The organism is Candidatus Nitrosocosmicus sp. R, assembly GCF_054408505.1.
In genome coordinates this window covers 1,330,755-1,351,776 of sequence record NZ_CP167090.1, presented here as the reverse complement: position 1 = coordinate 1,351,776, position 21,022 = coordinate 1,330,755, and the positions used below count along the sequence as shown (strand labels likewise).

The following is a 21,022-nucleotide window of genomic DNA, read 5'->3' as shown; positions in this document are numbered from 1 at the left end:
AATCATATTTTACTCTTTGAGCAAATTTGGTAGAAGGTTCAGTACCCTATATAACTAAGGGGGGTATCGTATTCCTTCCCACCAGGACAGTATATACATTTCCCGTGAGGACAGTCGTAAGGCATAGGCATAACTGTGATGACTGCAATTCCTGATTGAGTTTTTACAGGCTTTTTCCTTAAAAGTTTTTTATATTGACTGGTGATAGGGATATACCGGTTTATTTCAGCATATTTTGGGATACTAGGTAATTTGTACCGAGAGGATTTCGATTTTATTAGTTTATTGATCTCACTTAGATTCATTAAATTACTATTATCCTTCCTAGATAAGATATCATTAGCTATTTCTTTGCATATCTGCTGATATTGGTTAATATCTTTAGCATTATATCGAGACGCATTTACAAACAATCTAGCGAATGTCCCTCTGAAAATCTATCTATTCCCTCGACTAAATATCTCTTCCTACTTTTTATGAAAAATTTTCCTTTAATTTGCAAGAAATTATGCTCATACCCTGGAGGCGTGGTAAGAGAAAAATAGGTGCAAAGTTATTAAAAAAACCAGTATATTTCCTAATTTCTGTCTCTATCTAATCACGGTCCAAAATCACAGTCTAAAATGGCAAATTATTTGAAAATCATTTCAATATATTTGATTCTCTATTCAAAATAATGAAACTAGGTTCCGTTAGAGGCAATACTGTTCAGTAATTGTTCAATCCACTAGTATTTACTTAGCCGATTTTCAAAGTCAAGCAAGATATAATAATATAATGGGACAATAAATATTTTATTGCTTATAGTTGGACTGTTATGTTTCCCTTATCATTTGATGGTTTAATAAATGAATTACCCTTTCCATTTCTTTTAATACTCCCAATTACGCTGGCTTTCATTCTTTCAATATTAATGGTATCAATTATTTCATCCGCTGATTCTCTTGCTGCAATAATACAAAATCCTATTCCCATATTAAAGGTCCTATACATTTCCCTTTCTGAAATATTCCCATCCACCATAATTTGTTTAAATATCCCATCAATAGGAGGCAAATTATCTAAAGCGTAATCAACACGTTTATTCAATCTTTTTAGCTTTGTAAATGCACCTCCTGTGATATGCGCAAGTCCATGTATTCTTGTTCCAAATTTTTCTACGATTTTAAGGATAACACTTGAATATATAGCGGTAGGGGTTAATAGCTCAGCTCCTATCGATTTATTAATAAAATCAGGCTTATCGTCAATACTATGCTGTTTTAACAAGACTTCTCTTGCTAGCGTTAATCCATTAGAATGGATTCCAGAACTCTTTATTCCTATTATTACGTCACCGGGTCGAATATTGTCCCCGAGTATCAATTTCTTCTTATTTTCTAATATCCCAAGAACCATTCCTGCAAGGTCAAAATTATGGTCTTTTTTTTGTCCAGTAATAATATCTGCAAGTATAGCTGTTTCCCCTCCAACTATTGCTATTTTTGACATATTAGCTCCCTTGACCAGGCCCTTAGTAATCTCCTTTAATAAATTATCATTAGTTTTTTCCAGAGCGACATAGGAAAGATATCCTATAGGAGTAGCTCCTAAACAAACGGTGTCATTAACATTCATAGCTATACAGTCGATACCAATTGTATTGTACTTATTCATGGCTTGAGCCACCAAAATCTTTGAACCCACACCATCAGTGTGCAATGTCATTATATTTTTATTGAATTCTATGAGTCCGGCATAGTGACCAAATCCAGAAATTACTTTACCTTTTTTTGGTAAAAGATGAGTACTCATAATACTTTTCCCAATAGAATTTTGGATTGACTTTATTTTGTCAACGTCTATCCCAACATCACTATATTTGACATTGTTCTTGCTTGAGGACTTCAACGTTATGAATTAGAGAAATTTGATGGACTTATAAATTTAAGAGCATGATATTTTCTAAACGAATTTAATATTACGAAGTTGGTGGATTTTGAGTTTTCCTATCAATAAGGCTAATATACTCACAACCCATCGGACCACAATATCTACCAACATACACTGCCTTTGGCCTATAAAGAGCTGGCTTTGGAGCTGCCTCGGCAAATTTTTCTTCAATAATATGAGCATTCCATCCCGCTATTCTTGATATAGCAAATATCGGTGTATTTAGATCAATAGGAATTCCCAAAGTATAGTATAATGAGGCACTATACAAATCAACATTTGGATAAATCAACATTTTCTTTGTCTGATACATGATTTTCTTTGTGACTTCTTCAATTTTTTCGGTTATATCATACCATTTTGAATCTTTTTCTTTGGAAATAGCCCTAGATAGAGTTGCAAGGACTTCTGACCTTGGATCAGTTGTTCTATACACTGCATGGCCCATCCCCATGACTCTTGCACCTTTTGCGAGCCTTTCTTGGACCCATTTATCCACATTCTTCACATCGCCAATTTCAAGCAACATCTTCATCACTTGAATATTAGCTCCGCCATGGAGCTCCCCAGACAATGCACCCACCGCACCACCTATGCTTGCATATATACTTGCACGCGTTGATGCTATTTCCCGAGCAGCAAAAGTTGAAGCATTAAAACTATGCTCAGCGTGTAATATTAAACTGATATCAAATATTTTGGATATTTCATGCTTCGGGTGTTCTCCTCTTAGCATATATAAAAAATTATGTGCATGAGAATTATCATCTAGTGGCTCTACGGGATCTTTGTTATTTCTGACCCTATCCCATGCAGCAACTATAGTAGGGATCTTTGCGATTAACGATATAGCCCTTTCAATGTTTGCATTTTTTCCTTCATCTAGCCTGTTGCGGTCATAATCCGCCAAGTCTAATATGGAAGATTGTAATACATCCATTGGATGTGCTGTAACAGGTTTATTTTTCATAATCTTGGTAACTGAATCAGGAATTCTTCGAGACGCAGTCAATCTTGAGTTGAAATCATCAAGTTCCTCTTTTATAGGTAAATCTCCAAACAGCAAGAGGAACGCTGTTTCTTCATAAGTGGAATGATTGGCTAGGTCAAGTATGTCATAACCCCTATAGATTAATTTTCCATTTTCACCATCGATAGAACATATTTTTGTGTCCGCTACTTCGATATTCCTTAAACCTATATTGCGTGTATCCAATGACCTAAATTCTAATATTGATCCTGCATATTAAAATAATTCTATTAATACAAAGCAGGTTTTTCTCTGATGGAATTTCATAATTCTGTATAATCTGAGAATAATTACATGACAAAATTAATATAATATTTATAATAATGACTTCAAATTCGATGAACTTTGAATCAGTAAGCCAGGAAATCATGAATTTCATAAAAAAGGAAACAGAATCTAGAAAATCAAACGGAGTAGTTTTGGGAATCTCTGGAGGTATTGATTCCACAGTGCTTGCATTTTTAGCAACAAGAGCGATTGGGCCAGAGAATGTAAAGGGATTGATATTACCAGATGAAACTGTAACCCCCGCAAAGGATATCGAAGATGCTGTTAGAATATGTTCAGTTTTGAAAATTGACAGTGAAAAAATTTACATAAACAAACCAAAAAATAGTTTCTTAGAAATAATTGAACACGCTGATAATATTCTGTTGACCGGAAACCTTGTCGCTAGAGTCAGAATGTGTGTGTTGTATTATTACTCCGGTTTAATGGGGAGGCTGGTATTAGGATCCTCGAATAAGACCGAACTAATGCTTGGTTATTTTACAAAATTCGGAGATGGGGCTGCCGATTTACTGCCCCTAGGAGACATATATAAAACCCAATTGTTCGGTTTAGGAAAGTATCTTGAAATTCCTGGCTCAGTATTAGACAAAAAGAGCAGCGCTAGATTATGGGCCAACCAATTCACCGAAGACGAACTGGGTTTGCCATTCAACCAACTAGATAAAATACTTCAATTCTTTGAGTCATCTAAAAATGTACACTATGATAGACAAGCTTTATCAGATGAATTTCCAGGATCGTCAATAGAGATTATTGAAGAGGTTCAGTTCAGGATGAAAAATAATCAGCATAAATTAACATTTCCACCTATCTGTAAAATTTCAAAATGAAACCAGGATTGGAGATGCAAAATTTTTGGTATATCAACCATATCACTTTTAACTAGGTTTATAATTTTTCTTGTATTATGGTCCTGGGGAAAGAAATCCGGCTAAATCGTATATTGAAAAAGGGAAAAATGTTGTGCATCCCGCTGGATCATGGAATAAGCAGTGGCCCATTAAAGGGCATTCAAAATATAACTGAACTGATAAACCAGACCCAGGATTCTGGGTTAACTTGTTTTCTAGTAAATAAAGGTATTATAAAATCTCTCCCTGCGCCACCCTCCATAGGATTAATTGCCCACATGTCAGCCGCAACTTCCCTTGGTCCAGATCCAAACAACAAGATCTTGATGGGCTCGGTGAAAGAAGCAATAAGGTTAGGTGCCGATGCTGTTTCTTTGCATATTAATATTGGCTCCAAAGAGGAGCCTAGCATGCTCTATAAGTTGGGCCAAGTGTCTGATGAATGTAATGAATGGAATATCCCATTAATCGCGATGATGTATCCTCGGGGAGACAGTATTCCAAACCCCCACGATCCGACTATAGTTGCTCATACAGCTCGAATCGGTGCTGAAGCAGGGGCTGATATAGTAAAGACTGTTTACACAGGTGACATAGATTCCTTTAAAGAAGTCATAAAATCATGTCCTGTGCCAATTGTAATTGCAGGTGGACCAAAAGCAAATACGGACCTTGAAATATTACAGATGTGTAATGATGCGATGAAGGCGGGAGCTATTGGCGTAACTTTTGGCAGAAATATTTTTCAGCATGATAATCCAAATGAAATAATAAAAGCTTTGTATGCTATTATTATAGAGAACAAGCACTATGGCAGAATCAAATCCAAGAAAGGCGGAAGAAAGTAAGAATAAACAAAAAGCCAAGAAAATAATATTAAAACCATTATTCTATTCTAATTCTGATCTTTCTAGTATCCCTGAATTAGGTGGAAGAAATGAATTTGATGAATTTGCTAGTTTTATTACCAGGATAAAAGACAAAATTGATTTGATTTATATCGATCCTTCATTGGAGCTTGAAGGACTGGACCAAAATTCAACTAAATTTAAAACTATTTTTAATTCCAAGGATGCGGATTATATGATTGTTGAATCAGAGCAACGGCTTGACCAAATCAACTCAGGAAATCTGACTAGAGGCAGGAAAACTGGAGTTTACAAAAAGGTTACCAGCAATCAGGATATAGATGAATTGAAGCGTTTAATAGATAAATTTCATTTGTCATTTGTTATAATAGACTTGGATGATTGGAGGGTAATACCACTTGAAAATGTTATAGCTTCTCTCCAAAATACCGGGGCCGAAATATTCGCTGTCGCAAAATCCATAGAGGAAGTCGAAACTCTATTCACCGTTTTAGAATTGGGGGTAGACGGAGTACTAATGTCAACAAATAGCGAAGAGGAAATAGTTAGAGCAAGAAATATCATCAAGAAATCTTCGTTTCAAATAAAAATTGCGGAAATAAGAGAAGTGCAGGAGGTGGGAATGGGAGAAAGAGTGTGCATAGATACGGTATCTATGCTGGCCGAGGGGGAGGGAATGCTGGTTGGAAACAAGTCGAATTTTTTGTTCCTGATCCACAACGAATCAATAGGTTCATCTTTTACATCACCTCGTCCTTTTAGAGTGAACGCTGGTGCAGTACACTGCTACACTATAACTCCAGATGGGACAACAAAGTATTTGTCTGAACTTGAATCTGGAAGTCAGATATTAATAGTAAACACCAAGGGGGAGGCTCGAATGGTCGGTGTTGGGAGAGCTAAAATAGAATCTCGACCGTTACGACTATTTAGAGCAGCAATCAATGATGATGAAATGGGAACCATTATAGTTCAAAATGCTGAAACTATCAGATTTTTGAATGAGAGAGGTCAAATATTGCCAGTCACTCATGCAAAACGGGGTGATAAGATATTGGTATTTTCCATTCCATCCGTAGGTAGACATTTCGGCATGGAAGTTTCAAAAGAGTACATCCTCGAGAAATGATAAAACTGGTTTGTGATTTTGTTAAATGTTTTTATCAATCTGTATAAATTTTTAGAGTAATGTGATTATGGACCTTGTCCAAAATCAGAATTTGTGCTAATCAGGTCCGAATCTCTATACGATAAAATTTTACTAGGTAACTGTGAAAAGATATTAAAAAATGTTCCCTGTAGAAGTATCCAGTTGACTGTGACCTCTCCTCCTTACGGGAATGCCATAGACTATGATTTACACACCTCAAAAAAAAATACAGAGTATTATAGAGGGATTCAAAAGGTCAGTTTAGATGAATATTTAGAAAATATGGTTACTATTTTTAATGACCAGGTATATCGCGTAACCAAGGAAGGTGGTTATTGCTGTATTGTAATCGCTAACGAAGTTGTTAATGGGACATTAATACCATTGCCCCATTTGTTACTTTCCAAATTAGTGACACCAGGGGGAAACTGGAGTCTTCATGAAGAAATAATTTGGCACAAAGTAACTGGAGGAACTAATAGGTATGGTTCGTTTGTCATAAACCCCTATCCAAAATACTATAGGGCAAATATTATGCATGAGTTCATTTTAGTATTAAGAAAGGGTGACGTGAAGAGCGGCAGGAATCAAAGAAGAGAAATCCTACCGGCTACACATGAGGAGTGGACCAAAGAAATAGCAAATTCCGTATGGCATATAGCTCCGGTACCCCCAGGTTATATCGAACATCCATGTCCTTTTCCCGAGGAAATACCTTATCGTTTACTTAAAATTTACTCTTATAATGGTGACATAGTGCTTGATCCATTTAATGGGAGTGGTCAAACTACGAAGGTGGCCTACAATCTTGATAGACATTTTCTTGGTATAGATATTAAGCAGGAATATGTCGACTTGGCAAAAAAAAGAATTTTGAACGAGGATTTACACATTAGACCTGAAGCCCTCATAGCAAATTGGAAAAAAATAGCATCGCATGTTGTATAGAATTGAAACAAAAAGGACAATTTCATGATTAGAACTTTTTCAACAGGTTAGATTAAGTATAGTTTATATTTTTTACTTTTTTTTGTACAATAGTCTAAGGTAAATGGCACATGGCGATATGCTGTTCATTGATCATGTAAAAGAACTACGAAATCGATTTCTAAGGATCTTAATTATTACAATAGCAATAATGATTACATGTACAGTTTTTGGCATTCACTTGGTGACTGTGAATAATTATTCCTTTTATTTCATAGTCCCGACGGTCTATAATAATATCGCAAGTCAGGTGACTTTATTCCTAAGCAACAACCTGATCCCGAACGGTGTCGATTTGATTCAAACAGCGCCAGGACAAGCCCTTTACGCGCAAATCTATGTTGCAATTCTTATTTCAGTATCTTGTTCAATCCCTTTGATTGTTAGAGAAGTTTTTGGATTCATCAGCCCTGCGATGTCTTTTAAAAGTAGGGAAAAAGCCTTCTTGATATATCTACTACCGACATCAGTTCTTTTCATAAGCGGAATGGCTTTCTCTTTTTATTTGGCCATTCCAATCACTCTAACTTTCTTGTATGAATATGGACAAACAATTGGTGTCCTTACATTTCTAAACATCTCGGATTTCATTAATTTTGTCCTACAGTTTTTTATAGCATTTGGGATCTCCTTTCAATTACCTCTGGTTATGTTTATCCTATCAGCAAGTGGTCTTGTAAGTTTAAAATTTTGGATAAAGAATCTTAAGTATGCATTGCTGATAATGATCATCTTTGGTGCGGTAATTACTCCTGATGGTAGTGGAATAACGATGTGGTGTATCACAGGACCAATGCTGGCTCTTTATCTAATTGGGATAGCAATAATAAGATTAAAAGAGATTTACAAATAAGAGATACTTCAAGCCTTATCTAAAATATGTGATTACTGAGAAAGACATAAAGTTATCATGCTAGTTCATTAATTATCTAAACTTGTCTATCAATAGAAAATTATGTGCATCGATCCCTGTTACGAAGGACTTTGATGACAGCAAAGATTTGACTTTAACCGTAAATAAAATAAATGAGGCATTAAAGAAGGGAGCAGATATAATTGAGTGCCGATTTGATTACCTTAGTAGTTTCGAAAACTTAGATCATTATCTAGATATTTTGTCAACATATCAGGACAAATGCATTTATACAATCAGACCAGAGAATGAAGGTGGGAAATTTTCTAATGATACTAAAAAAAGAGCTGAAATAATATACAAATTTATCCATAGAAAACCACTCTTTGTAGATATAGAATACAAATTAATTTCAAGTAACGACTCTATTGCTGATCTGGTTGAAAATGAAAATACTAGAATTCTAGTAAGTTGGCATAATTTTTCTTATACTCCTGAAATTGATCACCTTTTAGAACAAGTAAAAAATATGCATATTTACAGCCCATTTGTAAAAATAGTTACTACCGCAACATCCATAGACGACTCGATCAAGATTTTAAGTATTTATCAATCAATTGATACTCATGTTAAATTGATCGCTTTCGCAATGGGTGAAATGGGAGTATTAAGTAGAATTTTTTGCACTATAGTCGGGGATGCCCCCTTTACGTATGCGTCCATTGGCACTGCCTTGGCCCCAGGTCAATTGTCAGTAAACCAAATGAAATCAATTTATGATTTGTTTAAAAATAAACTGGATTGATAAAGAATAATGGTATATTAGAAATTTTCTTTTATTAATTTCCTATTTTTCCATTTTACATGTTTTTAACTTGCAAAATGCAAGTTATGGATATCGTTCTACAACCAGTTATAGTTTTCATAAATGGTTTCATTAGCACTTGAATTACCGCAACAAATTAGAATCAAGAGAAATCAAAAACTTAATTTTTCAAAAAAGCATTAGAGAATAAATATCATTCTGATGATGCTTTAGATTTTCTTGATGTAGAAAGAAAATAATCGATCAAAAGAATTACGCCTTGTCCAACGTATAATACAAAAATAAAATTGCTGGTTATTGCCACCTGCTAACGCTCTTTTATAGCTCAAAATAGCAAATTAAAATTCCTAATTAAATTAATCATTTCATTTAATGGTGCTAAGAAGAGCATACAAGATATGTTAAATTGAAAAATGACTAAAAAAAGTTCTGCAAGAATTAATAGAGTGAAAAGATGATTAAGATATTTTGCTTTAGAATAAATATGCTTTAAAAACTATTCTGATTAGAGTCATGAGTAGTCCTAGAGTGGATACATCTAATCGGCAAGTAGCCGTAGATAAATCTTCAAAGACTTTTTGTATTATAGGAGATCCAGTGGAACATTCATTGTCCCCATTAATGCATAATGCTGCGTTTAAGTATCTGAATCTAAATTATTCATATATTGCGTTTAAGGTAAAAGTAAACGAATTGAAAGAATCGGTGGAATCATTACGCGATATTAATGTAGCCGGGTTCAACGTCACCATTCCACACAAGGTAGAAATCATAAAATATATTGACAAGTTAAGTGATGATGCTTCACTGGCTGGTGCAGTCAATACTGTCAAAAACGAAGATGGAATTTTTGTGGGCTACAACACAGATATTTACGGATTAATGGCCCCCATAGAAGAAAGATTATCAAATTTTGAAGGTGCAGAAATCTTAATTCTTGGAGCGGGAGGATCAAGTAGGGCTGCACTAGTGGGGTTATCCAGAAAAAAAGGCATAAAGTCAGTATATATTGTGAATAGAGATCAACAAAAACTGTCAAAAGTCATTGAATTGGGCAGCACCTTGGGATTAAGTTGTATTCCCATGGAGTATTCAGATGATAAAAAACTATCTGAAATTTCCTCGCATTGTGAATTGATTATTAACACTACTTCAGTAGGTCTTAAAAATGAAAAAAGTCTATTAAGCTCAGAATCTGTGGGTAATGGATCAATAGTTTTTGACATAATTTACAAACCAATTATGACTGATTTATTGGAGTGTGCAAAGAGCGCCAATGCAAAGGTAATATTTGGATACGAAATGTTACTAAACCAAGGTTATAAATCATTTGAAATATGGACAGGAGTGAATGCACCAAGGGAAGTTATGAGAAAGGCATTACTTGGTATATTTGGTGAACCAAATTAAGATGAAAAATTCTTCTGCCTCTGTTACTATGTTTGGTGCCGTATCTATTGTAAATGCCATTGCAACAGGAAAGGGCTGTACATTTGGTATTTCGCAAAAAGTCAGGGTAAAAATATCACTTGAGGAAGGACATCATGGTATATCCAGAAATTTTGTAAATGATAAACTGGCAAATAAAATTATCAGGAGTATACTACCAGCTAGCATCATAAAAAATCATTTTATATCAATCAACCTTGTTTCTGAAATACCTGCTGGTTGGGGCCTGAAGAGCTCTAGTGCGGTCTCAAATGCTATATCCCTTGCATGTTACAAGTTATTGGATGATCAGATCTATGACAGAGCTGTATTAAGCACCGCAGTCAATTCGTCTTTATGGGCAAAGGTGAGCATGACTGGGGCATTTGACGATGCATGTGCTTGTTACTATGGTGGGGTAATCTTAACTGATAATCATTATAAGAAAATAATAAAAAGGGACGTGGTAAATAACGATCTTGCTGTGGTTATTTATCTACCTGCAGGCGTTGCGAGAGGTGAAGTTCCTAAGTTAAGAATTCATAAAGACTTGTTCAACCACGCCTTTAGACTGGCCCTGAAAGGAGATTATTGGAAAGCAATGAATCTCAACGGTGTCCTAGTAAACTCAGGTACTATACAACAATTACGCACCAATGATTAATGCCTTCGAAAACCACTGTTTAGGCATTAGTCATTCGGGAAATGGACCAGCGATTGCTGCGATATTGTACAAGGATAATGTTGAAAATTTAGTGAATTCGATGGAAAAATTTGATGGAAAAATAATCTTAGCAAAAGTCAACAACACCAAAGCGACAGTTGAATAATAATATTTGATATTGTATTTAGATCTAGGTTCGAGGTCTTGGTTGTGCTGAATGGCCTATTTGGCAGATTGCAAGTACAGCCGATTCAATAAACTAACCATATATACTGGTGGTATTACTACAGCAAAGGAAAGTAAAATTATATGAACCTAATTGAGTTGAATTTGTATGTAGAAAACAACCAGACAGGCAAGCAAATGAGATATTCTTTAGCACATCTTCTTAAGAATAAATTAGAGGATTATTCAACTCATTGCTTTCTAAAAGATAGGAATTAGAGGATAGATTATTTGATTAAATCAGAATTCAAACTCCGTGTTATATGCAAACAAGTTGAATCATTACTACCAGATCCTCGATAACTGGAAGTAAACCCACCCTGGCATATTATTTAAAATGGTCAAGGTTTCAATATATCCATAATAATCTAGGGAATGTATGAGCTAGGCCATTAACAATAGCAATATTGATATTAATTTTCTGTGAATAAGATAGCAGGTCATTTAGGTGGAAATAAAAGTAAAAAAATCTCAATTATCCGGTGAGGTTATTTGTCCTCCAAGTAAAAGTTATAGTCACCGAGCAATATTGATATCGAGCCTTGCCTCCGGTAGGTCCCACATAGAGAATGTATTAGTTTCCCGAGACACCCTTGCATCGATAGAATGTGCTAAAATGCTAGGAGTAAGCTTCAACTCTTTGGATAAAAATTCTAATGATCGTGTGGATTCTAATATCGATAGGCTCGCTAATTATCCTGCAAGTCCCCATAGTGGCTTAAACAGGGGAGGGGGTAATCAGACCAGTACACAGGATCTCATAGTGGAAAGTAATGGAGGTAGAAGAGGTTTTAGAACACCAGATGATATATTATTCGCAGACAATTCCGGTACAACAATTAGAATAGCTACTTCGATGTGCTCATTGGTAAATGACGGCTATAGCGTTTTGACAGGTGATAAGAGTCTTCGAAAACGACCCATGGGAGATCTAATCAAAGCGTTAAATCAGCTGGGGGTCAATTGTTTTTCCACAAATCGAAACTACTTTCCTCCGATTGTTGTGAAGGGTGGTGGTATGAAAGGAGGTACTACTCAGATTAATGGAGAAATTTCTAGCCAATTCATATCATCAATACTTCTTTCTGGCATATATTCTCAAACACCAATTACCATCCAAGTGTTAGGCAACCAAGTTTCCAAACCATATATAGATTCAACTATATTTATAATGAAAAAATTTGGAGTCAAAGTGGAGAATTCATCAAATGGATTATTCTCAAGTCATTTAGTTGGTGACTTAGGGGATTCAAATGTATCCAAAGTAGCCAAAACAATTTCTGAGGAATATAAACTGCCTGTCGAAAATGACTATAAATCCCAAACTATTCGGGTACCAGGGGATTTTTCGACTGCTGCATTGTTAATGTCCGCGGCCATAATGTCAGAAGGTGTGATGATGATTAAGAATTTGGACTTTACAATGCCACAGGGAGATATGGAAATAATCAACATTATCAAAGAAATGGGAGGCAGAATTGAGGTCCATAGGAACAAAGGAGTCGTTAAAATAGATGGGTCGACCAAACTGGATGGAGGGAATTTTAATTTAGTTGGGACGCCTGATTTACTCCCGGTAGTAGCAATTCTATCACTAAAAGCTAAGAATAAAACAACAATAACTGGTGTTTCGCATGCAAGATATAAAGAAACTGACAGGGTTTCTAATATTTCATCTCAACTAACTAAATTTGGAGCTCACATAAAGGAAGATAACGATTCAATCACTGTTCGCCCCCCAGATAAATTGAGAAATGCAGCAATCAATTCTTTTGACGATCACCGACTTTTTATGGCGTTTACGATTGCTAGTCTATCTACGGAGCACTCGATTATTGATGGTGCAGATTCAGTTGATGTTTCTTTTCCAAATTTTATCAGTGAGTTAAAGGGAATTGGAGCTCAAATTGAGTATGTATTAACTTGAAATTATCGAGTATGCTTTGTCGGTGAAAAAGAATGATTTATCAGCAGCAGGATAAATATTAAAAATAATAATATATCAGAATTACAACTAAAAATTTATTCATGCCTTCAAATACGCTTGGAAATTACTTTACTGTGTCAAGTTTTGGTGAAAGTCATGGCAAATGCATAGGAGCTATTATAGATGGTTGTCCAGCAGGCCTACGTCTATCGGAAGCAGATGTTCAGCCGTTACTCGATTTAAGGAAGCCTGGGCAATCAATCATTACCACTCAAAGAAAAGAAACTGATGCAGTTGAAATACTTTCGGGTGTCTTTAAAGGGTTCACGACTGGTGCTCCCATTTGCATGATTATTTGGAACAGGGATTCTGATTCTCGATCATATGATGAATTCATGTCAAAACCTAGACCTGGTCATGCTGACTATACGGGTTACATGAAATATGGTGGCTTTAATGACTTCAGGGGAAGCGGACGATTTTCAGGAAGATTGACCGCGACTATTGTGATGGGCGGGGCAGTAGCCTTGAAAATATTAAAGGAATCTCTAAATATTGAAATAATCAGCTACACCAAATCAATTGGGGATATAACTATGGAATCTGCTGAAATACCCTTTGATTCACTCTCTAAAAATAGATATTTGAACGATGTACGTTGTCCTGATCAAGAAGCAGCTGGGAGAATGAAGGATTTGATATTGTCTGCTAGAAGAGAGGGCGATTCATTAGGAGGCATAAATGAATGCATAGTACGAGGTGTGCCAGTAGGATTAGGAGAGCCGATTTTTGAGTCGATAGAGTCGGAGATATCAAGAGGTATTTTTAGCATTCCAGCTGTAAAAGGACTTGAATTTGGATCTGGATTTCGAGGTTCAACGATGAAAGGTTCCGAAAACAATGATTCATTTGTGGTAGATAAATCCACCGGTAGCATTATTACAAAAACTAACAAATCTGGAGGAATATTAGGTGGAATTACTGATGGGATGCCAATTGTATTTAGGGTTGCATTCAAACCAGCTGCCTCTATATCACGACCCCAAAATACTGTGGATTTGAAGGATATGACTGAATCTCAGTTGATTGTAACAGGTAGACATGATCCGTGCGTAGTTCCAAGAGCTCCTCCCGTAGTAGATAGCATCGCTGCCATCATATTGCTAGATTGTTGCTTTAAATCTAATCTGATACCAAGAGTAATACAATAGGGATTCGAAAATGTCGATAGAAGAAGTTAATATCTTAAGAAATGACATGAAAGAAATTACGAACCAGATTATGGAGCTTGTCAATCAAAGGATGGAAATTGCAAGGAAAATCGGGACGATAAAAACCAATTTGGATCTTGACATTATCGACGATAAAGTGGAATTAGGGATCAAGAGTTATTTGTTTAGCAACTCAAAATGTTTAAATTTAGATCCAGAATTTTCTGGAAGAATTGTTAACATGTTAATTAACGAATCAATCAGAATCCAGAATTTGGAAAAAAGTAAAATAAAGGTTGGACAAGAAAAAAATAATCCTATAACCAATTCTCAGGTTCAATTCGCCCAGTCACCACATTTGAAGGATCAAAATAAGGTTCGCAAATTTGAAATTAAGTCTCACTTAGATGTATTTAATGCAGCAAAAAATCTAGAATTACAAGGACATAGAATAATTCACATGGAGGTAGGAGAACCTGATTTTCTACCTCCCTTAGAAGTTAAGGATGAATTAACTAAGATTTATGAAATGCGCAAGTTTCATTATACGCAGACTGCTGGTATCAAAGATTTGCGGACAGGTTTGTCAAAACATATTTCTAGTTTTTCAGCAAAAAACGGTTTTGATATTTTCGAACCAGTGAGTCATGACAAGATAATTGTTACACCGGGAGGCAGGTTCGGGATATTTTGTACATTTTCTGCATTGTTGAGACCAGGTGATGAAATAATTACAATTGAGCCGGCTTGGCCGGCTTGTCATGATTGTGCAAATTACCTGGGTGTTAAAAATAGAGTAGTAAAGACTAATTTGGAACAAAACTGGGAGCCCGATATTTCTGAAATAGAAAGTCAAATTAATATCAATACAAAAATAATTTGCTTAAATTATCCTAATAATCCAACAGGCAAAATCCTGAGTAAAAAATCCTACAACAATATAATAGACGTAGCTCGCAAAAAAGAAATTTATTTACTCAGTGATGAAGTTTATTCTAATTATGCTTATGAACCTTATCGCAGCGTTGTAAATTTTGACTACGATAAATCAATACTTGTTGGTTCGTTTTCAAAAACTTTTGCAATGACTGGATTTAGGGTCGGTTTTGTATATTCTAGAGATAACATGTTGATAAACAAGCTCATAAAAATACAGGCATTGGCTCTAACCTCGGTAGCAGAACCAATGCAATTATGCGCATTACAAGCGCTGGATTCTGATCCCGAGGAAAATAACAAGATAATGAAAAGGCGATTAGAATTAATGTGTAAATATTTGAAAAAATTACCATTCGAATTCACACTTCCTGAGGGAGCAATGTATGTCTTTGCAAAAATCAACAGTGAATTGAAGTTAACTGACTTGAAACTAGTAGAGCGATTATTAAATCATGGAGTAGCAGTTGCACCAGGAAGTGGATTCGGATCAAATTATTCTGATTACGTAAGATTGTCAACTTGTTTAGAGGAAAAGAAAATGATCGAAGGTTTGGAAATTATTCGTGATTTGGTTAATAAACTCTAACTACTACTGTATCGGCTATAATGTCCTTTTTGAACTGAAAAAACTAAAATGTCAAACATTTTGATAGTTGGAGCTGCCGGGAGAATGGGAAAATGGTTTTTTGATTATTTTATTAATTTACGTAAGGAGCAATCTGAAGATCGAGACTTAATCAAAAAAACGATCAAGGTAGAAAAGATCTTTCTAGTTGATCCCAACAAGGTTGAATACATTGATATCTCAAAAGACCTGAATGTGTATACTTCCAAAAGTATCACAAAATTTGTTGAAGATTCAAACATTATCATTTTGTGCACTCCTATAAAGGAAACACTTAAGATCCTTGATACATATACGATAAAGTTTAGACCAGGAACAACCACCATTGAAATATCCTCTGTAAAAAATCCAATTTATGATTATATATCAAACACCTCACAAAAATACAGCTCTTTAAAATTTCTTTGTATCCATCCAATGTTTGGACCAGGGGCTCAAGTTAGTTCTTCAAAGAACATAATAATGCATGTGCCACTTAGTTTATCTGGTATCAGCAGAGAATCAAGAATCTTGCGTAGGTTATTTCCAAAATTCAAAAAGTTCTTGATTGATACACCAGAAAAGCACGATATTCTCGTCGCTGTCCTTATTAGTTTAATTTACTTTATTAATCTTGTTTTCTCAAAACTTTTGATTGAAATTTCAACTAACAAGACACTGAAAAACGAAAAAGATTTGTTAAAATTATTAAAGCAATTATCGGGTAGCTCTTATAGAATTCAATCGTTACTGAGTGAGAGTATATTAACGGACGACGCACCACTTTTCTTGAATCTATTTCTAGGAAGCGACAAATCAATCGAACTAATTAAGAAGTACGGTAAGATTTACGACAGGGTGGCAAAGAAAGTAGAACAAAAAGACGAGAAATACTTACAAAACCTTGTTATTAATACAAAAAAAAATATCAAGAATCAAATCGATATTAGTTATTCTTATGATTTGCTTTACCGGTTTTTAAATAATTAAATTATTTAACGGATAAAGTTGGATCAATAAGAACATATATGATTTCATTTTCATTTTAAATCATGACAATAAGGAGATGGCTTGACAATGAAGTCTCTTTGGATCCATTAAAAAATCTAAAGATCGCAGTCATTGGTTACGGGATTCAAGGCGCAGCACAGGCTTCTAATATGAAAGATTCAGGTCTGAATGTTTGTGTTGGGTTACGCCCAAACGGGAATACATGGGCAAAAGCTCAAAATGATAATCACAACGTAAAAAGCGTTAGTGATGCGGTCAAAGAATCCGATGTTATTCATATATTAATTCCAGATATGGAACAAGAGGAAACTTTTAAGAGCGAAATCGCTCCCCATTTGACAGAAAACAAGACGATCAGTTTTTCACATGGCGCGGCTATACATTGGAAATGGATCGATCCTCCTAAAAATATTGATGTCATAATGGTTGCACCAAAAGGACCAGGTCAAAGAGTACGCGAATTGTATTTAGATGGGTTTGGGACACCCTCACTCGTTGCTGTGCATCAAGATTATACAAAAAAAGCTTGGGAAAAAACACTTGCTTTAGCTAAATCAATTGGGAGCACAAAGCCAGGAGTTTTAGAAACCACATTTAAAGAAGAAGTAGAAACGGATTGGTTTGGAGAACAAGTAGATCTGTGCGGCGGGGTCCATCAGATGATCCTCAAGTCATTTGAAACACTAGTAGAAGCAGGTTACCAGCCAGAAATAGCCTATTTCGAATGCTTGCATGAACTAAAATTAATTGTAGATTTAATTCAAAAGTATGGGATTACTGGCATGTACAATAGAGTTAGTGAAACGGCAAGATATGGTGGGCTTACTAGGGGTAAACGTGTCATTGACGGAGACTCAAAATCAAAAATGAAAGATGTATTATCAGAGATTCAATCAGGACAATTTGCAAATGAATGGGTTAGCAACTACAAAAAGGATAAAAAATCGGCCTTTAGCATGATGCTGAAGGAGTTGGAGAACCATGAAATTGAAAGAGTAGGGAAGGACCTAAGGAGGATGATGTGGCCGCAAGAAAAGGTGGAGTAACAGTCTAAGCTCATCAAATGAATTACAAATAAATCAATTCCTTTTTACATTTTTTTTAATATGTTCAATAATTTTTTCAAGGGATGTGCCTGGTCCAAAATTCCCTGTAATACCTGCCTTCTCCAATTGGGTCTTATCTGATTCAGGTATTACTCCTCCTCCCACCAATAATATGTCGTGAACGTTTTGTTCTCTTAGCAATCGAGACACTTTAGGGAATAGTGTTAAGTGAGCGCCGTTAAGTAAACTCATTGCAATAACATCCACATCCTCTTCAATCGCAGTTTTTACAACTTGTTCGGGTGTACAGAATAATCCGGAATAAATTACCTCCATCCCAGAATCCCTGAGGGCTCTACAAATAACCAAAGCCCCTCGATCGTGACCATCCAAACCCAACTTTGTAACCAAAATCCTGATTTTCTTTTGAGACAGGTTTTTTGAATTATCCTTCTCTGAGCTCTCCTTTATCAACGAAGTGGTCATATACCATAATAACATATATCCCGAGCTTAAAATATTTTATATCCATGTTGTACGATTTTTGATGCTGTAGGTTATTATTTAGTAGAAATATCAGCGTGAATTTTATCATAGTAAGGCTTTAATGTATAGATTCATTATGTAATTCATTAAAAATAAATGACTGTAAATGGAATCCAAAACTATCAATATTTATCGAAAAAATTCGATTCCAACGAAATCATTTATAAGATAATTGAAAAAAAATCGGTTGACAGTCATGATCTTAAGGATTTACTAATTAATGCTGAGATAAAAGATCTTAACCTTTTTGCCACATTTCTTCGTAATAGGACAGGTAGCAAATTTATCACATATTCAAGAAAGGTTTTTATCAATTTAATAAATCTGTGTAAAGATTCATGCTCATATTGTACGTACAAAAAAGAACCAACAAACATGGATGCTGTAATGCTTAGTCCGTCTCAAGCAATTGCAATTGCTGAACTTGGAAAAAAGGCAAGATGCACGGAGGCATTGATCGTAACCGGTGAGAGGCCAGAGATTAAATATAAAGAGGCCAAGAGGTGGCTTGCGTTACTTGGACATCGGAATCTATCCGAGTTGTTGGCAGATTTAAGTGAGAAAATAATCTCACAAACTGGAATGTTACCTCATACGAATGCTGGAAGCCTGACTAAGAAAGAAATGTCCATGTTAAAATCTAGTAATGCAAGTTTGGGTATGATGCTAGAGACTTCGAGCGAACGATTGACTGATAAAGGGAAGGCTCATGAAAAAGCTCCAAGCAAAAATCCCAAAGTGAGATTAAAATCCCTAATTTCAGCTGGTGAGTTTAATTTTCCAATTACTACAGGACTCTTAATCGGTATAGATGAAAGTTTCAATGAAATAGTTGAATCTTTGTTACTAATAAAGAATATAAATAGGAAATTTGGTCACATTCAAGAGGTAATTATGCAAAATTTTTTACCAAAGAAGGGGACACTAATGGAATATGCAAAATCTCCTTCATATCCTTACTTTTTAAGATGCATCGCAGCAGCACGAATAATTTTGGAAGATATTAGTCTTCAGGTCCCACCGAACCTAAGCCCTAATGTATATTCAAATTACATTGATTCTGGAATCAATGATTGGGGAGGCATCTCACCGATTACACCAGATCACGTCAATCCAGAATCACCCTGGCCGACCATTGAAAATATTAATGCAGTAACAAGAGAAAAAGGATTTACATTGAGGGCACGCTTGCCGGTGTATCCAAAATATATAATTAATTCGGCGTTGTCAAGGAAATTCGTGCACAAAGACCTTAAAGACTATATAGAACCATTGATAGATAAATACGGCTTGGTCAGAGAGGAGTATATTAATAATGAATCTTGAGAATGTTTTTAGAAATATCGATTCGGAAATCTCTTCGATTCTTGGGAGGGCTTTAGATGGGAAAGAAATCTCATCAGTCGATGCTTTAAAGCTTTTCGAAGCCACAGGACCAAGTTTGTCAGTAATAACTTTGGTTGCTGACGAGCTAAGAAGGCGGGTAAAAGGCGAAATTGTGACCTACGTGATAAACAGAAATATTAACTTTACAAATGTTTGCATAAAGCAATGTGGCTTTTGCGCGTTTAGCAGAGATTTTAGAGTGGAAGAGGGTTATCTTTTACCTATTGAAGAGATAGTAAGGAGGGCTAAAGAAGCGTGGCAGTTTGGAGCCACTGAAATATGTATCCAGGCTGGATTGCCCCCTAAAATGGATGGGTTCTTTTACGTCAATATATGCAAAGCAATAAAGAAGGAATTGCCTGAGATTCACATTCATGCTTTCTCGCCAGAGGAAATTTTGTATGGATCTACATTGTCTAACACTAAAATTCATGATTATTTAAAGATGTTAAAGGAGGCAGGTCTCGGGAGCTTACCTGGGACCTCTGCTGAGATTCTTGTAAAAGAGGTACGGAACAAGATTTCTCCAGGCCGAATCAATATAGAACAATGGATTGACATAATTTCTACCGCACATAATTTGGACATCCCAACCACTTCCACAATAATGTATGGCCATATTGAGAGTAATAGAGATATTGTTACTCATTTAGAGATAATAAGAAATATTCAAAAAAAAACCGGTAAATTCACAGAATTTGTTCCTTTAAGTTATGTCCATTATGATGCTCCGATGTCAACTCATCATTTAGTCAAAGATATAAGGCCCGGTGCTGACGGTCTAGAAATTTTGAAAATACATGCGATCTCACGAATTTTCTTCAATAATTTCATTAATAATCTTCAGGTATCATGGGTTAAGGAGGGACCAAAATTATCCCAAATATTGCTTGGTGCTGGGGCAAATGACCTTGGTGGTTGTTTAATTAATGAGAGTATATCAACTTCTGCAGGATCGCAGTATGGACAATTTATGAGGCCAGTGGATATGCGTAAGATCATCAAAGCGGCAGGCAAGATACCAGCACAGAGAACATCAAAATATGAAATTATCAAAGATTTCAAGACTAATGAGGAAATCGAGTCAGAAAATTCTTTAGACAAGATCAACCCTGAGAGATTCGGATCATATAATGAATTGATCAAATTGAGTAGCTTTAGGTTTAAAAAAAGTTAGCGATGGGATGGAAATGAGACATATGCTAAAGTCCGGATCCGTTTGTATTATAGTCGATGATAACAAAAA

General features: G+C 35.5%; 20 protein-coding genes. 16 read left to right on the top strand and 4 right to left on the bottom strand.

Annotation, left to right across the window (positions count from 1 at the left end; all coding sequences use genetic code 11):
• Positions 1-38: 38 nt before the first annotated feature.
• The 3 genes from AAGU22_RS07020 to AAGU22_RS07010 all read right to left on the bottom strand — a co-directional run bounded on the left by AAGU22_RS07020 (position 39) and on the right by AAGU22_RS07010 (position 3,148).
• Positions 39-413 (bottom strand): hypothetical protein, encoded by a 375-nt coding sequence (locus AAGU22_RS07020; RefSeq protein WP_458721479.1) that lies wholly within the window; start codon positions 411-413, stop codon positions 39-41.
• 388 nt (positions 414-801) lie between these two features.
• Positions 802-1,890 carry a phosphoribosylformylglycinamidine cyclo-ligase gene (gene purM / locus AAGU22_RS07015; protein WP_458721478.1) on the bottom strand — a complete coding sequence of 363 codons (1,089 nt, stop codon included), beginning with the start codon at positions 1,888-1,890 and terminating at the stop codon, positions 802-804.
• A gap of 70 nt (positions 1,891-1,960) precedes the next feature.
• A complete protein-coding gene (locus AAGU22_RS07010; RefSeq protein WP_458721477.1) occupies positions 1,961-3,148 on the bottom strand; it encodes a citrate/2-methylcitrate synthase in 1,188 nt (395 codons plus the stop codon).
• Between the two features lie 137 nt (positions 3,149-3,285).
• Here AAGU22_RS07010 and AAGU22_RS07005 point away from each other — a divergent pair, with 137 nt between their 5' ends.
• From AAGU22_RS07005 to ilvC, 14 genes are all read left to right on the top strand, one after another.
• Positions 3,286-4,083 carry an NAD+ synthase gene (locus AAGU22_RS07005; RefSeq protein ID WP_458721476.1) on the top strand — a complete coding sequence of 266 codons (798 nt, stop codon included), beginning with the start codon at positions 3,286-3,288 and terminating at the stop codon, positions 4,081-4,083.
• Between the two features lie 77 nt (positions 4,084-4,160).
• Positions 4,161-4,952: a 2-amino-3,7-dideoxy-D-threo-hept-6-ulosonate synthase gene (locus tag AAGU22_RS07000; RefSeq protein WP_458721475.1), complete on the top strand. Its 792-nt coding sequence runs from the start codon at positions 4,161-4,163 to the stop codon at positions 4,950-4,952.
• Entirely contained in the window at positions 4,915-6,102 is a 1,188-nt protein-coding gene (locus AAGU22_RS06995; protein WP_458721474.1) for a 3-dehydroquinate synthase II, read from the top strand. Before AAGU22_RS07000 ends, AAGU22_RS06995 begins: the two co-directional genes overlap by 38 nt.
• 93 nt (positions 6,103-6,195) lie before the next feature.
• Complete coding sequence (locus AAGU22_RS06990) at positions 6,196-7,071, top strand: DNA-methyltransferase (RefSeq protein WP_458721473.1); 876 nt, start codon at positions 6,196-6,198, stop codon at positions 7,069-7,071.
• Between the two features lie 103 nt (positions 7,072-7,174).
• Complete coding sequence (gene tatC / locus AAGU22_RS06985; RefSeq protein WP_458721472.1) at positions 7,175-7,963, top strand: twin-arginine translocase subunit TatC; 789 nt, start codon at positions 7,175-7,177, stop codon at positions 7,961-7,963.
• 82 nt (positions 7,964-8,045) lie between these two features.
• Positions 8,046-8,768 carry a type I 3-dehydroquinate dehydratase gene (gene aroD, locus AAGU22_RS06980; RefSeq protein ID WP_458721471.1) on the top strand — a complete coding sequence of 241 codons (723 nt, stop codon included), beginning with the start codon at positions 8,046-8,048 and terminating at the stop codon, positions 8,766-8,768.
• A gap of 534 nt (positions 8,769-9,302) precedes the next feature.
• On the top strand, positions 9,303-10,199 hold the full coding sequence (locus AAGU22_RS06975; RefSeq protein ID WP_458721470.1) for a shikimate dehydrogenase: 897 nt from the start codon (positions 9,303-9,305) through the stop codon (positions 10,197-10,199).
• A gap of 1 nt (position 10,200) precedes the next feature.
• A complete protein-coding gene (locus AAGU22_RS06970; RefSeq protein WP_458721469.1) occupies positions 10,201-10,881 on the top strand; it encodes a shikimate kinase in 681 nt (226 codons plus the stop codon).
• Complete coding sequence (locus AAGU22_RS06965) at positions 10,874-11,047, top strand: hypothetical protein (protein ID WP_458721468.1); 174 nt, start codon at positions 10,874-10,876, stop codon at positions 11,045-11,047. The genes AAGU22_RS06970 and AAGU22_RS06965 overlap by 8 nt, the downstream gene beginning before the upstream one ends.
• A 507-nt stretch (positions 11,048-11,554) precedes the next feature.
• Positions 11,555-13,033, top strand: coding sequence for a 3-phosphoshikimate 1-carboxyvinyltransferase (locus AAGU22_RS06960; protein ID WP_458721467.1), 1,479 nt, complete (start codon positions 11,555-11,557; stop codon positions 13,031-13,033).
• Between the two features lie 101 nt (positions 13,034-13,134).
• Positions 13,135-14,244, top strand: coding sequence for a chorismate synthase (aroC, locus tag AAGU22_RS06955; RefSeq protein WP_458721466.1), 1,110 nt, complete (start codon positions 13,135-13,137; stop codon positions 14,242-14,244).
• A 10-nt stretch (positions 14,245-14,254) separates the two neighbouring features.
• The gene (locus AAGU22_RS06950) at positions 14,255-15,769 is read left to right on the top strand and encodes an aminotransferase class I/II-fold pyridoxal phosphate-dependent enzyme (RefSeq protein WP_458721465.1); all 1,515 of its coding nucleotides are present in this window, start codon (positions 14,255-14,257) and stop codon (positions 15,767-15,769) included.
• Positions 15,770-15,817: 48 nt separating this feature from the next.
• A complete protein-coding gene (locus tag AAGU22_RS06945) occupies positions 15,818-16,777 on the top strand; it encodes a prephenate dehydrogenase/arogenate dehydrogenase family protein (protein ID WP_458721464.1) in 960 nt (319 codons plus the stop codon).
• 62 nt (positions 16,778-16,839) lie between these two features.
• Positions 16,840-17,844 carry a ketol-acid reductoisomerase gene (ilvC, locus tag AAGU22_RS06940; RefSeq protein WP_458721463.1) on the top strand — a complete coding sequence of 335 codons (1,005 nt, stop codon included), beginning with the start codon at positions 16,840-16,842 and terminating at the stop codon, positions 17,842-17,844.
• Between the two features lie 33 nt (positions 17,845-17,877).
• Here the strand turns inward: ilvC and AAGU22_RS06935 are convergent, their stop codons facing one another.
• Positions 17,878-18,330, bottom strand: coding sequence for a cobalamin B12-binding domain-containing protein (locus tag AAGU22_RS06935; protein WP_458721462.1), 453 nt, complete (start codon positions 18,328-18,330; stop codon positions 17,878-17,880).
• A 156-nt stretch (positions 18,331-18,486) separates the two neighbouring features.
• On the opposite strand from AAGU22_RS06935, the gene cofG reads away from it, so the two are divergent.
• Both cofG and cofH read left to right on the top strand, forming a co-directional pair.
• The gene (gene cofG, locus AAGU22_RS06930) at positions 18,487-19,716 is read left to right on the top strand and encodes a 7,8-didemethyl-8-hydroxy-5-deazariboflavin synthase CofG (RefSeq protein ID WP_458721461.1); all 1,230 of its coding nucleotides are present in this window, start codon (positions 18,487-18,489) and stop codon (positions 19,714-19,716) included.
• Positions 19,706-20,953, top strand: coding sequence for a 5-amino-6-(D-ribitylamino)uracil--L-tyrosine 4-hydroxyphenyl transferase CofH (gene cofH / locus AAGU22_RS06925; RefSeq protein ID WP_458721460.1), 1,248 nt, complete (start codon positions 19,706-19,708; stop codon positions 20,951-20,953). The genes cofG and cofH overlap by 11 nt, the downstream gene beginning before the upstream one ends.
• The last annotated feature ends 69 nt before the right edge of the window (positions 20,954-21,022 follow it).

Bases quoted from the DNA above. Each gene is read 5' to 3' on its own strand.
- AAGU22_RS06945 (WP_458721464.1), top strand. From the start codon at position 15,818: ATGTCAAACATTTTGATAGTTGGAGCTGCCGGGAGAATGGGAAAATGG.
- cofG (WP_458721461.1), top strand. From the start codon at position 18,487: ATGACTGTAAATGGAATCCAAAACTATCAATATTTATCGAAAAAATTC.
- AAGU22_RS06975 (WP_458721470.1), top strand. From the start codon at position 9,303: ATGAGTAGTCCTAGAGTGGATACATCTAATCGGCAAGTAGCCGTAGAT.
- AAGU22_RS06995 (WP_458721474.1), top strand. From the start codon at position 4,915: ATGGCAGAATCAAATCCAAGAAAGGCGGAAGAAAGTAAGAATAAACAA.
- AAGU22_RS06950 (WP_458721465.1), top strand. From the start codon at position 14,255: ATGTCGATAGAAGAAGTTAATATCTTAAGAAATGACATGAAAGAAATT.
- tatC (WP_458721472.1), top strand. From the start codon at position 7,175: ATGGCACATGGCGATATGCTGTTCATTGATCATGTAAAAGAACTACGA.
- cofH (WP_458721460.1), top strand. From the start codon at position 19,706: ATGAATCTTGAGAATGTTTTTAGAAATATCGATTCGGAAATCTCTTCG.
- AAGU22_RS06965 (WP_458721468.1), top strand. From the start codon at position 10,874: ATGATTAATGCCTTCGAAAACCACTGTTTAGGCATTAGTCATTCGGGA.
- AAGU22_RS06970 (WP_458721469.1), top strand. From the start codon at position 10,201: ATGAAAAATTCTTCTGCCTCTGTTACTATGTTTGGTGCCGTATCTATT.
- aroC (WP_458721466.1), top strand. From the start codon at position 13,135: ATGCCTTCAAATACGCTTGGAAATTACTTTACTGTGTCAAGTTTTGGT.
- AAGU22_RS07005 (WP_458721476.1), top strand. From the start codon at position 3,286: ATGACTTCAAATTCGATGAACTTTGAATCAGTAAGCCAGGAAATCATG.
- AAGU22_RS07000 (WP_458721475.1), top strand. From the start codon at position 4,161: ATGGTCCTGGGGAAAGAAATCCGGCTAAATCGTATATTGAAAAAGGGA.
- ilvC (WP_458721463.1), top strand. From the start codon at position 16,840: ATGACAATAAGGAGATGGCTTGACAATGAAGTCTCTTTGGATCCATTA.
- AAGU22_RS06935 (WP_458721462.1), bottom strand. From the start codon at position 18,330: ATGACCACTTCGTTGATAAAGGAGAGCTCAGAGAAGGATAATTCAAAA.